The sequence below is a fragment of the Ligilactobacillus acidipiscis genome (assembly GCF_900116935.1).
GTDB classification, from domain to species: Bacteria; Bacillota; Bacilli; order Lactobacillales; family Lactobacillaceae; genus Ligilactobacillus; species Ligilactobacillus acidipiscis.
The window spans coordinates 288,369-301,655 of the sequence record NZ_LT630287.1 but is presented as its reverse complement, the minus strand read 5'-3'; the positions used below and the strand labels follow the sequence as shown (position 1 = coordinate 301,655).

12 protein-coding genes and 1 pseudogene are annotated in these 13,287 nt (G+C 38.6%); 4 read left to right on the top strand and 9 right to left on the bottom strand.

The window, feature by feature from the left end; all coding sequences use genetic code 11:
* Window positions 1-245: 245 nt before the first annotated feature.
* The 4 genes from BQ5903_RS01380 to BQ5903_RS01365 all read right to left on the bottom strand — a co-directional run bounded on the left by BQ5903_RS01380 (window position 246) and on the right by BQ5903_RS01365 (window position 3,351).
* Entirely contained in the window at window positions 246-1,616 is a 1,371-nt protein-coding gene (locus BQ5903_RS01380) for an aspartate kinase (protein WP_010495094.1), read from the bottom strand.
* A gap of 177 nt (window positions 1,617-1,793) precedes the next feature.
* Entirely contained in the window at window positions 1,794-2,468 is a 675-nt protein-coding gene (apf, locus tag BQ5903_RS01375; protein ID WP_079578519.1) for an aggregation-promoting factor, read from the bottom strand.
* 383 nt (window positions 2,469-2,851) lie between these two features.
* A complete protein-coding gene (locus tag BQ5903_RS01370) occupies window positions 2,852-3,037 on the bottom strand; it encodes a hypothetical protein (protein WP_079578517.1) in 186 nt (61 codons plus the stop codon).
* 5 nt (window positions 3,038-3,042) lie between these two features.
* A complete protein-coding gene (locus BQ5903_RS01365; protein WP_079578514.1) occupies window positions 3,043-3,351 on the bottom strand; it encodes a hypothetical protein in 309 nt (102 codons plus the stop codon).
* Window positions 3,352-3,565: 214 nt separating this feature from the next.
* Between BQ5903_RS01365 and BQ5903_RS01360 the strand changes: the two genes are divergently transcribed.
* Window positions 3,566-4,420 (top strand): patatin-like phospholipase family protein, encoded by an 855-nt coding sequence (locus BQ5903_RS01360; protein WP_079578512.1) that lies wholly within the window; start codon window positions 3,566-3,568, stop codon window positions 4,418-4,420.
* Window positions 4,421-4,535: 115 nt separating this feature from the next.
* On the opposite strand, the gene BQ5903_RS01355 is transcribed toward BQ5903_RS01360, so the two are convergent.
* The 3 genes from BQ5903_RS01355 to BQ5903_RS01345 form a co-directional block, all read right to left on the bottom strand.
* Window positions 4,536-5,447 carry a phosphatase PAP2 family protein gene (locus BQ5903_RS01355; protein ID WP_079578510.1) on the bottom strand — a complete coding sequence of 304 codons (912 nt, stop codon included), beginning with the start codon at window positions 5,445-5,447 and terminating at the stop codon, window positions 4,536-4,538.
* 376 nt (window positions 5,448-5,823) lie between these two features.
* The gene (locus BQ5903_RS01350) at window positions 5,824-8,613 is read right to left on the bottom strand and encodes a YhgE/Pip domain-containing protein (RefSeq protein ID WP_231920927.1); all 2,790 of its coding nucleotides are present in this window, start codon (window positions 8,611-8,613) and stop codon (window positions 5,824-5,826) included.
* Window positions 8,614-8,873: 260 nt separating this feature from the next.
* Window positions 8,874-9,512 carry an SdpI family protein gene (locus BQ5903_RS01345; RefSeq protein WP_079578506.1) on the bottom strand — a complete coding sequence of 213 codons (639 nt, stop codon included), beginning with the start codon at window positions 9,510-9,512 and terminating at the stop codon, window positions 8,874-8,876.
* A gap of 210 nt (window positions 9,513-9,722) precedes the next feature.
* Between BQ5903_RS01345 and BQ5903_RS01340 the strand changes: the two genes are divergently transcribed.
* Entirely contained in the window at window positions 9,723-10,682 is a 960-nt protein-coding gene (locus BQ5903_RS01340) for an IS30 family transposase (RefSeq protein ID WP_079578504.1), read from the top strand.
* 16 nt (window positions 10,683-10,698) lie between these two features.
* Here BQ5903_RS01340 and BQ5903_RS01335 read toward each other — a convergent pair.
* Window positions 10,699-10,836, bottom strand: a pseudogene (locus BQ5903_RS01335) (helix-turn-helix domain-containing protein); the annotation flags it as partial.
* A 349-nt stretch (window positions 10,837-11,185) separates the two neighbouring features.
* Here BQ5903_RS01335 and BQ5903_RS12130 point away from each other — a divergent pair.
* Window positions 11,186-11,353, top strand: a complete 168-nt coding sequence (locus BQ5903_RS12130) for a hypothetical protein (RefSeq protein WP_158308950.1) — start codon at window positions 11,186-11,188, stop codon at window positions 11,351-11,353.
* Window positions 11,354-11,560: 207 nt separating this feature from the next.
* Here BQ5903_RS12130 and BQ5903_RS12400 read toward each other — a convergent pair whose 3' ends face one another.
* Window positions 11,561-11,683 (bottom strand): hypothetical protein, encoded by a 123-nt coding sequence (locus tag BQ5903_RS12400; RefSeq protein ID WP_269148730.1) that lies wholly within the window; start codon window positions 11,681-11,683, stop codon window positions 11,561-11,563.
* 221 nt (window positions 11,684-11,904) lie between these two features.
* On the opposite strand from BQ5903_RS12400, the gene BQ5903_RS01325 reads away from it, so the two are divergent.
* Window positions 11,905-13,080 carry an IS256 family transposase gene (locus BQ5903_RS01325; protein ID WP_079578500.1) on the top strand — a complete coding sequence of 392 codons (1,176 nt, stop codon included), beginning with the start codon at window positions 11,905-11,907 and terminating at the stop codon, window positions 13,078-13,080.
* Window positions 13,081-13,287: the final 207 nt, after the last annotated feature.

Genomic DNA, 13,287 nt, shown 5'->3' with positions numbered 1-13,287 from the left:
ACTTTACAGCATGCTCTTCAGATATTCAAAGAAAAAGCTTTAACTGGAAATTAACCCTTTCTATGAGCTTATTTGTCAACAATTCCCAGGTAGTATGTTATCGTATACATGAAGGTAGTTAAACCTTTGCACTTCTCTACGACAGTCGTCCCCATGCGGGCGGCTTTTTAAATTTCAGGCCTAATAAAATTCAGAAATAATTTCCGGAATTTTTTGTTGCGTTGTACACCCCAAGAGACTGCCAGTCACCACCTGCTAATCGTTTTTTCATTAAAAAAGGTTTCATATAATGCTTGGATGGCCTTTTTTTCATCTTTTTCTTCTAAAGCAAACATAATGCTGATCCCCGAAGAGCTTTGATTAAATAGCCTAATACCAATACCTTCATTGGCTAGAGCAGTCATCGCTTTAGCAGCAGTGCCGATCGTAGTTGCCATTTTTTCACCAACCACCATGATCAGCGTTAAATTAGTTTGCCGATGCACATCATCAGCCTGCAGCCGTTCCTTAAGCTCCGCCAATAATTCCTCTTCTTGTGAATCATTGATTTGTTTTTCCTTAACTACCAATGACATTTCATCGATCCCAGTCGGCATATGTTCCACACTGATTCCGCGTTGAGCCATAACTTCTAAAGCTGTTGAACCGAAACCAACTTCATCATTCATCAAATACTTTGAAATGTAGATCGACTCAAAACCGTGTGAAGCAGCGACACCCGTAACGTCATTTGCATCGAGCGGTTTTTCTTTAGTGATCAATGTTCCTGGGGCCGTTGGATTATTAGTGTTTTTAACTTCGATCGGAATATTGGCCATGATAGCAGGACGGATCGCTTCATGATGAAACACTGAAAAGCCCGAGTATGAAAGTTCGCGCATCTCACGATAGGTCAAATGCTGGATCTGTTGCGGTTTCGTAACGTAACGCGGATCCGCAGCATAAATTGCATCAACATCTGTGAAGTTTTCGTAGAGGTCTGCATGCACTCCATTGGCTAAAACAGCACCGGTAATGTCCGAACCGCCCCGAGCAAATGTCACTTTCTTGCCGTTTTTTGTAACTCCAAAGAATCCAGGAAAAATAATACACTTTGACGTATCTTTAAGCCGAGCCAAGTTATCATACGTTTCTGATAGGATCTGGGCGTGTCCAGGTTCATCAGTAACATATAAGCCGGCTTCTTTTGGACTGACATATTTAGCGGGCAAACCGCTTTGCTCAAAAAACAACGCAACAAGCTGGGCATTATTGTCTTCCCCGCTAGCCTTAAAAGCATCTAGTTGTTCTGAAAAGGAAGCATACTCACTATGCAATAATTGTGCAAAATTCCTGTCGATCAACTCTACTGCTTTCGTTCCTAGTGAAAGTTGCTGAATGATTGCGTCATAGCGTTCTTTGACCACGGCAAGTGTCTGCTGATAGTCACTACCTATGCGCACTTGTCCGGCTAGTTTGATCAAAAGGTCCGTAATTTTTTGGTCCGTGGCAAATCGTTTCCCAGGAGCGGAAACAACAACAATTTTTCTATCTGGATCAGCTTTAATAATATTCAGGACCTTCGTTAACTGAGCACCGTCTGCAAGAGAACTTCCACCAAACTTTACTACCTTCACGAGACCACACCTGCCTAAGTCTAATTTAATTTTAATTTATCTAATACAATAGCAAAAATTAAGGTGGTTTTCAAAATTTTTTCAATAAAAAGTCAAAAAAAGCAAGAAAGTTTTAAAAACATCCTTGCTTAGTGTATGAAAAAATATTTGTTTATTTTGAGAAATACTCAGTTAATATTAGTACCACCCATACTGATCTGAATGTTTCAAAGCATTTGACCATGAACCATACCTACTATTAACGTAATTATCAGCAGTTTTTTCCTGATTAGCTTCAGAAAGGTCCCCGTTTAACATAGACTTACTTAATTGATACTTGCCGTAATACTGACCATTTGAAGCGGCGTATGATCCGCCAGATTCGCGACCAGCTATTGCGGCTTTAGCAGCTGCTTCAGAAGAACTACCTGAGTTATTTGAAGTTGTGGCAGTCTGAGAAACTGCTTGTTGAACAACAGCTTTTGTTTGTGCTTGCTGCGGCTGTAATTGACCTTGAGAAGTTTGTTGCGGCTGCACTTCTTGTTGTACCGGCGCCTGTGCTTTAGGCTGTACCTGTTTTGATTGAGCTGGTTTTGCAGGTGTCTGTGCAACAGCAGCCTGTTGTTGTGGTTGAGTTGAAGTTACTTGTCCATTTTTGCCAACTTCGATCTCTTGACCAATGTAAATCATGTTAATATTGGAAAGATCATTAGCTGCTCCAATCGAAGAAACACTAACATTATTTTCTTTAGCGATCGATGAAATTGTATCCCCTGCTTTAACTGTAACTGTATCAGCATTAGCTGCAAGGGATCCTGCTGTGAGCATACCGACAGCTGCTGTAACTGTTAATAACGTCTTCTTAAATTTCATTATTCTTATACACTCCTATAACTTTATGCCTAGACTTACTAGCGATGTGCTTACAACTCTTTTCTGATTCAACGATGCCTAGTATAAGAAATAGAGGTTACATGCAAATAACACTCGATTTAAAAAGAAGCTTTATTTTGTAAAATCTCCAACTATTTGTAATTTTTTGTAATAGTATTACCGCTTTGCTCTATCAAGACGAGATAAAAAACTAGCCTTGACGACCCCATATGCAATCTTTACTTTATTACAAATTTCGGATCTAGCCGCAAGAATTTTACAAAATTTTGTTTGTTTTTTGAAAAAAGAAAATCTTTCAAGTTCTGTTTCCATAAAAATAGCCTTTGCCCCTCTCACAAAAAAGAAACAAAAGCCTAAGTCTGCTAAATATCATGCCAAAGAAATTTAAAAAAGAATAGAAAAACTGGCGCTCCAGCCACGGCAAGCAACAAGACTTGCCAACTAAAATTTAATATAACATAAGTACATAAAAACAAAACATAGCCTAATACTGCAAGCACAGCGACTGTTAATAATAAAAATACAATAATTTTCTTTGAAAAACTCATCTCATTTAACCCTTTCTGTCAACTTCTTGGACTGTCAACAAACCACTATACAGATTTTCATCGTTGGGATTTTTCAAGCTTGAACGGTGGAATTCGAAGCTTATCCGAACGACCTGATGGTATGAGCCAAAATAGTTTCTGATAGTCATATGTGCATGACGACTTGTCTTATCAAAGTCCCTAACCTTTTTCAAACTAGGAAACAAGATCACGTACCGGTTGCGATCCGCAACTTCTTGGGATTGCAATTCTTCTGCCTGATAATAGAACTTTTTTCCTTTAAGAGTTAATCGTAAACTGTTTCTTTCAAACATGAATGAACCTCCTCAAGCCAGCCGTACCTCGCAAAGTCAACACAGATCGTGCAGTCCACATACTAAAATTCTAAACATTATAATTAAATTTTGTTACCATAGAACTATACTATATTGTATATCGAATTTTGTTTTCGTGCATGTCAGACAAAAAGTTTTTTATCTATGCGAATAACAATACATGATTCAAATCCAAAATGGGAGGGTTTAGATTTTGGAAAAAGCTGCTTTGATCCTTGAGGGTGGAGCTTTACGTTCTTTTTTTACCAGTTCTATCCTTGATTACTTTCTAGAACATGACGTTGAATTTGAATACGTACATGGCGTTTCAGCAGGAACGCTTTGCGCAATGAATTACATTTCTAAACAACGTAATCGTTCATCTAATATCAACCTTCATTTTTTGCATGACAAACGTTATATCAGCGTCAGCAACCTGTGGAATAATGGAGGAATTTTTAACCTAGACTTTCTTTTTTCGCCAGATTGCTTTGCATATAGTCCGTTTGACTGGGATACATATCGTCACAGCCAACAAATATTTGAGATAACCGCTACTAACTGCGAAACCGGCGAAGCTCAAATTTTTCGCAAACAAGCAGACAATGACCAAGTCGAAGCTATTAAGGCTTCTTCGAGTATTCCATTACTGTCAGATATTCGCTTGATCGATGGACAACCTTATTTGGATGGCGGGATCGCCGATTCGATCCCCTTTAAACGTGCGCAAGAACTCGGCTACGACAAGATCGTCGTTGTGGTTACTAGAGATCTCGGCTATCGCAAGCCTGAAAACGGCGCGGCCATGAATAACATGATCAAAAGAAGGTATAAACAATATCCTAATTTTGTTCAGGCGTTTATAGATCGTCCCAAACATTACAATCAATCTTTAAATGAACTTGAAAAGCTCGAAAAAGAAGGTAAGGTCTTCGTGTTACGTCCTGCAGCTCCTGTTACTGTCTCTCACTTTGAAAGAGATGATTCAAAGTTGATCGATCTCTACCATAAAGGAACGGAAACGATCGTTGAACAAATGCCTGCACTAAAAAAATATCTAACAAAATAAATACATGTATCGTGGTCGTTAGCTTATTGAAAGATATGCAAAATGACCATTTTTGCGCAAAAAACCTCCCACTTCATTAGTAGGAGGCTACATAACCAAACTATTTTTAACAAACTCATTTCATTTCTTTTGATTGTTTTTCGTCAGCATACTGATAATATAACTGGCGGAAAATGTAAATGATCACAGCTGTTAAGAAGAATGAAAAAACAACGTCAGACATAAAATGTGCGCCAATAACTACACGTGAGAGTCCCATCAATGCCCCATAAACAATGCCGCTGATCCACCAGACTTTTTGTGTTTTTCCCTTAAAGAACCATGAAAAAACGATCAATAATGTGGCTGCTTGTGTGTGTCCCGAAGGAAAAGACATATGTCCTGTGACTCCATTAATAGTTAGCCAATTAGTAAAATTACTCTGTGTTTTATTTAATTCATAAGGACGAACACGTCCCCAGATCTCTTTTAACCCCTGATTAACTTGAAGCGAAAACCAGACAGTTAGTGAAGCAAAAATAGCGACTAACAATAAACGTTGGATCGTTTCCAGTTGAAAATGACCCAGCAAGTACTGAAAGGCAACAGTCAAAATGACGAAAATAAGCAGCCAGATCCAATAAGCTTTGCCTACGCTCAAAGCAGCAGCCGCATTATCACTATTGGCAAGTCCGATCGGTTTATGATGATCAAGATTTGAGCTGACTGAAAGAAAATAACTTTCAACTTCATTTAAGTATTGTTTTAGCTGCCAACCTGATACTGCCAGTCCCCCACTCCCCAACAAACATTTGAATAAAACAGATCCTTGTATTTTAAAAGCAAACGTCAAAGCAATTTGACCGCTGATCACGAAAATCAAATATTGCGGAAACTCACCCACACTTTGAAATAAAGTACCAAAAACGCTGCGATAATTAATGACCGTGTTACTGATCCACAGGTCCCCAAATGCAGCAATCACTAGTAAAACCACACAAATTACTGTACTAATACTAAAAAGTTTCTTTTGTTGTAAAAATGACATATCAATTCTCCTCTCAAATAAACTTTAAGCTAAACTACTAGTTTAGCTTAGACTGAAAAAGTAAAAAAAAATTGACCTTTACATAAGTATTGTGTAAAAAATGCTGTATTTTGTAATTTCAAAGCTATTTATTCCAAACCATACATTAGACTCAAATTCGTCAACCCCACAATTTGCTTATACCTGCAAATAAAAAAGCGCAAAAGATAACTCTCATTTCATGAGTTATTTTGCGCTTACCCCTATCTAAAGAACCGCTCAATATGATAAAAAATTGTATTTTATCAACTTCCACTCTACAATGCTAAAACTATAGCGTGTGAGTCTGTTAGTATCATATTCTGAGTTTCTGGCCTTGCTTTGTTTTTTACTTGCTTTACTCTTTGTCCCCATTACCGCTTTCTTGTACTACAGAACTTGGCCCTGGTTCATAGGTGACTTTATTGTGTAACACTTGTGTAGCTACCCACAGTAATACTAAGGATACTACAATAAAAATCAATAAAATCAAGAATGACTGTGTGATCTGTCCACTGCCGAACCCACCAGTTAAGGACTCGCGGAATGAATACACTGACCAGGTCATTGGCAAGAATGGATTGACTGCTTGGAAAAAGCCGTTCATTCCGGTCGTAATTTCAATTGGGAATGAACCTCCACTGGCACCTAATTGAATCACTAACAAAATCATTCCAATAAATCGGCCTGGATTCTCAAATGCAATAGACAGCAACATGACGATATACATCGCGGCCAACGAGAACATGATCCCGTTTAACAGAAAGCCACCAACATTTTGCGGTGTCAAACCGACAGCCATCATCAATAACAATTCGACCAAGGCATTAGCTACAGCAACTACGCCGCCAATAGCGGCCTTACTACCGAACCACTCATTAGCTGTGCTATCGTCACCGCCCATTTTACGTAACGGATAAACTAAGTTGAAGACCAATGCTCCAACATACAAAGCAACAGACAACATATATGGTGCTAATGCAAAACCATAGTTAGGAACCTTACTGTAGTTACTGTGCTGTAGTCTCGTTGGGGCAGCAAACATCTGCGCATTTCTCTTGCCCAGGTTAGTCGAGTTGACCTCTTTAGCACCATCTTTCAAACTCTTAGACAAAGTACCCGTACCTTTGGCAACTTGACCAGATGCACCATTTAATTTATCAGAATTCCCTGCTAATTGTGCAGAACCATTCGCTAGAGTATCGATCCCGTTAACTAAAGTCGGTACTTGTGCATTTAACTGCCCGATCCCACCAGCAAGCGTGTCTGCTCCAGAAACTAATTGGCCCCCATTAGCATTCAACTGACTCGTGCCATTAGCTAACGTATTAATGCCGCCGACTAATGTTGGAACTTGTGCACCCATCGCAGTTAAGCCGCCATTTAACTGACTCGCTCCGCCACGTAATTGGGTACCGTTTTGGTTCAACTGTGAAGCCCCATTAGCAGCGGTTTTCACACCATTAGTATACTGCGTTAAACCATTCAACATCGTTGGTAATGATGATTGATCGACAATTTGTGAAATTTGAACTTGAATCTGATGGCGATCAGTCGGATAATGATATGTTCCATTAGTTTTCTGCCCATTAACACCAGCATTTAATTTAGTTGAAGCTGATTTCAAATGTTCAGCAGCGATTTCAAGTTCAGTCAACTGGTCCTTCATAGTCGCAACATCCAGCGTTTCGCCTTGACTATTCATACCTTCTGATAATTGTTTGATTTTACCAGTTAGCTCCGATAAATCAGCTAATGATTTTTTTGCATCGCTCAACTCGACCTTAGCCTCATCAACCGTTCCTTTAATAGCCTGGATATTTTTCAAGGTCTCGCCATTTTCTTGACTATTTTTAATGATCTGCTTTAGATCCTCCTGAGATCCAGCCATCTGTTCTTGCTGCTGTGCTGGCAACTTTGCAATTACAGCCAAAACTTGCTTAGCTTTGACAGCACTATCCTGGTCATTAGCACCAATTGATTTCAATTGGTCCGTTAAACCAATCAATTGTGTACTAAAATCATTGATCATCGTGTTCATTTCATCAACTGTTGTACCCAAATCATCCAATTGATCCTTATTTTCCGGCGTCATCAAGCTATTTAAACCATTCTGAGCAGCCGTAATTTTATCTTTTAATTGTCCAACTGAATCGGAGACAGTGTTACCCAAAACATAAGTTGCAGCAACACCTTGTGGTAACTTAGATAACTTGCCGGCAGCTTGTTGCAACTTAGAGTTTCTTCCAGCCAATTTTTGCAAACCACCGTTCAACTGACCCACAGCACCGGTATATTGGTTGATACCCCCACTTAAAGTCTGAGCGCCATTTTGCAATTGACTAACCCCACTAGCTAAAGGTACTGTACCTGCTCGTAAAGCCTGGGCACCATGATTTACTTGGCTCACAGCAGCTGTATATGTGTGTAACCCTTTATCTAATACCAAAGAACCGTCAGCAAGTTGGACAATGCCCGCACTTAAAGGTTCAACTCCGGCATGCAAGGTCATCACACCATCATTTAAGTTTTTAACACCAGCCGTATATGTTGTTAATCCATTTGACAATGCCTTAGATCCATCGCTTAGCTTGACAGCGCCCTTAGCAGCTTTGCCAAATCCTGCACCGACTTGCTTGACTACACCGAACATCGTATCAGCGTATGCAGTTGAAACAGTTTTACTGACCTTGTTCTTTAACTGGCCGGCAGTTTCCTTAGTGAGGGCCTGACCAATATAGTTCAATGAATCATTGGTTTGATACTTTAAATTCATTTTCTGCGGCTTATCATTCAGAACTGTCGCCGCGTTTTTAGAAAAGTTTTTAGGAACAGTCACTACCATATAGTATTTATGATGTGACATACCTTCCTTGGCCTTTTGTGCGCTAACAAAATGCCACTCTAATCCATCCTGTTTTTTCATATTGGCAACTAGTTGGTCACCAACATCTAATTGCTTGTCTTGAAAAGTTACCGGTCGGTCATCGTTAACGACCGCCACGGGTAACTTATCAACATTTCCATATGGGTCCCAGACAGACTTTAAGAAGAACACCGAATATAAAAAAGGAATAAACATAATTCCTAGCAAAGTAGCCAGAATGATCTTATGCTCCCAGATCATGCCGAACTCCCTTTTGATCATTTTCACTGAAATTCACTCCTATGCCAAATTTGAAAGACTATAAAATTACCCTTCTTTAAACAAAGAATTAACGCAAAAGCTTGATTTTCTACACATCTATCGTATAAATCTTCATTTATATATTTATTTGATAGATTTCAACAATCCATAATATACTCTCAATGTCCATAAAAGACAACACTTTTGAATAAATTTTTCAAAAAAAATTTAGCAAAAAAAATAAGCCAACCGAGTTTTCCTAAAAACTCGATCAACTATCATTAAATACCCTTGCGGTGTAAGGCATATGAATACGTCAGAGGAATGATCACTGCCATAATTAACGGAACGATTATTAACCATTCTTGCTGGAGAAGAATATTTGCCAAGAAAATGATCCCACAAATGACAAATATCCATCCTCCTAAGCGGTTGGTTTTTCGCCAGTTTTCTTTACTGTTGAGCGTCCAGGAAACACGATATCCCATCGTTTTGTTTTGTTTGACCTTTGGCAAGTAATTACCCAAAACGATAAAAACTACTCCCAATAATAAATTTGAAGTGGCATCAGAATTCATTTGGTATCCAAGAGAATAACCAAAAATCATGATTGCCGTAACGAATTCGATCCACGGCACGATCCAATAGATCACTTTTAAAATCTTGCCATCAATATTCTTTTTATGCTTATCTAGATTCGTAAATACCACTACAAATAACTGCACAGCAGCCATGACCAAAGGAAATCCATAGACTACCATCGCTTTATTACTCCACCCATTTGGTTGACCAGAATGCAGCGTAAAATGGATAGCTACTTGGCCTGGTAGTTTATTCCATAGTAAAATACCAACTATAATTGGAGCCAACGTTAATAAAAAAGAACCCACGATCGTCTTTATTTCTTTATCTTTTTTCATTTGTCCCTATCCTCCTTCAAATTCTCAAACCAAGCCATAATTCCTTCAAGAATCGATGTATTCAAATGATAGTAAATGAAATTTTTTCTTTTTCTTCCCAAATCAAGTCCGCTTTTTTTAGTACCGTCGTTTGTAAAATTAAGTTAGAAATAAAAAAGCCATTTGTGGTAGACTTTTGAATATCCCTAATCAAAAGAGAGGTAACCACAAATGACTTATAAACATCTTACCACACGTGAATTAACCTTTATATATAATTTTTGGAAACAAGATATTAAAGCCTATCATGCCGCTAAAGCTCTTAAACGTTCCAGCGAAACCGTTTATCGTGTTTACCGGTTTCTAGATGCTGGTAATTCAATTAGTCAATTTCAAGAAAATCATCGAGTTAATAAAACTCATTGCGGTCGAAAAGCAATTGAATTACCAGAAGATGAAACCAAATACATTAAGCAGAAACTCGCATTAGGTTGGACCCCTGATGCGATTATTGGTCGAGCTGAGATACAGATCAGTTGTAGTATGAGAACCTTATACCGACTTTTTCAAAGAGGTGTTTTCAATGTGAAATTGTTGCCAATGAAAGGTAAAAGGCATCCAAATGGTTACGTTGAACGGCGTGGTAAAGCTGGCCGACTCGGCAGAAGTATTTATCAACGCTATCAGGATTATCCTCATTTTCAACATGAATTTGGTCATTTAGAAGCAGACACCGTCCAAGGCAAAGCACATCAAGGTGCAGTTATGACCTTAGTTGAGCGTCTCTCCAAAGTTGAAATCATTTTAAACATCCAACAAAAATCGGCTGAATGCGTTAATAAACATCTTAATCAATGGTTGTCCCAACAGCCAAAACTCCTTTTCAAGTCAATTACTTTTGATAATGGTAAAGAATTCACTGGTTGGAAAGAAATCGCAAATAAGCATGATATTAGTACTTATTTTGCCGAAGTTGGGGCTCCTAACCAGCGTGGCTTAAACGAAAATAACAATGGACTAATTAGACGAGATGGTCTCAACAAGAGCATGGATTTTCGCAATTTACCAAATGCTTTAGTTCAACAAGTCAGTAGCCGGCGTAATCATATTCCAAGAAAATCATTAAATTATAAAACACCAATTGAGGTATTCATGGAAAACATCACAGATAAACAGCTATGTTATTTCTAACTTAATTTGACATTTCAAGTACTTTTAAATGATAAGGAACTGTAGCCGCAGTCATATCAAAATGCTGACTGATCTCTCCCGCAGATATTCTTCCGTTCTTTAATAATTGTAATATCTCTCGGCGAGCTGGGTCAGAGAGCGCCTTAAAACTCATAGCTCTCTCCCCTTGTTTAGATAACCTTCTAATTAGGATTATATCAAATTTACCGTAAAACTGTCAGGCACAGCCGAGCAACATTTTAATTCTGAAAAAGTGTTAACTCGGGCTAACTTTGAAATATACACTGGACAAAAAATGTGCTGCAAAAATCATAAAATAGAGCCCTACAACACATTTTTTAAATTAACTTATTTTTCACTGTTTATTTACGCTTTTGTATGAATTCTTTCAGAAACTCTTACTATGCAACTTGGCAATCAATAAACACTGGATCTTACGATTATCTCTGAATAGGTGTAATAATGGAAGCAATAAAACCTTAAAGTTATTTTCAGCTAAAATAATGGCTGGAAAAAAGCCGACTACTATTTGCATTACTACTAAGGGTATTAAACGATTGCCAACTATTACAGTAGCGATAACTGTGAAAATAAATGGCAAAGCACACCACAAGGTCCCTAACCAAATGTTTAGTGTTTGGCTGCCTGAAATTGATCGATTTCTGTCATAAACATCACCCCGATAAACAAATCGCGGAAAATATTATTTATCAAAACTACTTTTTCAAAATCGACCGTCTTCTCTAGGAGACTTGTCATAATTGACATCAATATCATAAATATATATAAACGTTTCATGTATTTCTTTTTATCATGAGTGTAACTAAATCTAACTACACTAGTAAAAAAAATAGTGGCAACTGGCCGTCTAAAACAATCTAACCAATTGGTGCTCCCAGCAGCTGAAACATCTGATGAACATGATCAGCAACCATTAAAATAATTCCCATGATTTTTAAATTAAAGATTGGAAAACCCTTGAACCTTTTAACATTTGCCATCTTTATCCCCCATCAATTTTAATTAATAATATTGTCAAACTAACACAGCGTAATTCCACCACAGCTACTTTTCGTGACAAAAGAGTGCTTTTGACTGAACTTTAGAGAGCGTAAAATATCTTGTGTAAATGCATAAAAGATTTCTGAATTGTATAGAAATAGGGAATGCCTTCCCTTATGATATTTAGTAACCACAGAAAACATCACAGGAGGCATTCCCCATGAATGAACTTACCACAGAAATTATCACTGCACTAGCCCAAAAGCAAGATTTGGACGAAGTTTTTCGTCACCACCTCGAAATTGCGATTAACCAGCTGCTTCAAACCGAATTGGCAGAGTTTTTGGGTTACGAACGCTACTCATACGCTGGGATTAACACTGGTAATAACCGCAACGGCAGTTATGAGCGCTCGTTTGATACGAAGTACGGCCAACTTAACTTAACCATTCCTCGAGATCGCAATGGCCGGTTTGAAAATCATACCTTGCCAGCCTACGGTCGGCACAGTGATAATTTAGAAACAACGGTCATTCAGTTGTATACCAAGGGAATTACCACTGCTGAAATTGCCGAACTCATTGAGAAAATGTACGGTGCTCACTACTCCAAAGCCACGGTTTCCAACATGACTAAAGCCGTCAATGAACAGGTTCAAGCTTTCCAGCAACGTCGACTGGCTTCACAATATGCGGCCATCTTCTTAGATGCCACTTACTTGCCGTTAAAGCGGGATACCGTTCAAAAAGAAGCCGTTCATATTGCGATTGGCATTCGTCCAGATGGTACGAAAGAAGTGCTGAACTACCAAGTGGCGCCAACGGAATCGACTGGAATCTGGACTGAACTGCTGGGAACCTTGATCAAGCAGGGCGTTAAAGATGTGCTGTTGTTTGTGGCCGATGGGTTAGTTGGTTTGGATGAAGGCTTGAATCGGCATTTCCCTAAAGCCAAACGACAACGTTGCCTGGTTCATGTTGGGCGGAATCTGATGAACAAAGTTCGCGTAAAAGACCGCAAGGCCGTGATCAGTGACTTTAAACAAGTTCATCGGGCCGCCAACCGTGAAGCAGCCGAACTGAAACTGAATGAGTTCGCCAACAACTGGCATCAGACCTATCCCAAATTAATCAAAGATCTGCTTAAAATGCCGAATTTACTCACTTTCATGGACTTTCCACCAGCTATCCGGCAATCACTATACGCCACTAACCTGATTGAGAACTTTAATAAGCATCTCAAGCGCACCACCCACCACAAAGAACAATTTCCAACGGAAGATTCACTGGATCGCTTCCTGGTTTCTCAGTTTAATGTTTATAACGAGAAGTCTCTGAAGCGGATCCACCGAGGGTTCAAAGGACTCCAGGACACCTTGGAAGCATCATTTATTTAAGTTAGATATATATTATATGTACGAAGGCATTTCATTTACACAAGATTCTTGACGCTACCGAACTTTATTTTTAAATTAAAAACAGCCTGTCTCTATTTAATAAGTTCAAAACAATAGTAGACAAGCTGTTAACTCGTCGTTTGTAAAATTAAGTTAGAAATAAAAAAGCCATTTGTGGTAGACTTTTGAATATCCCTAATCAAAAGA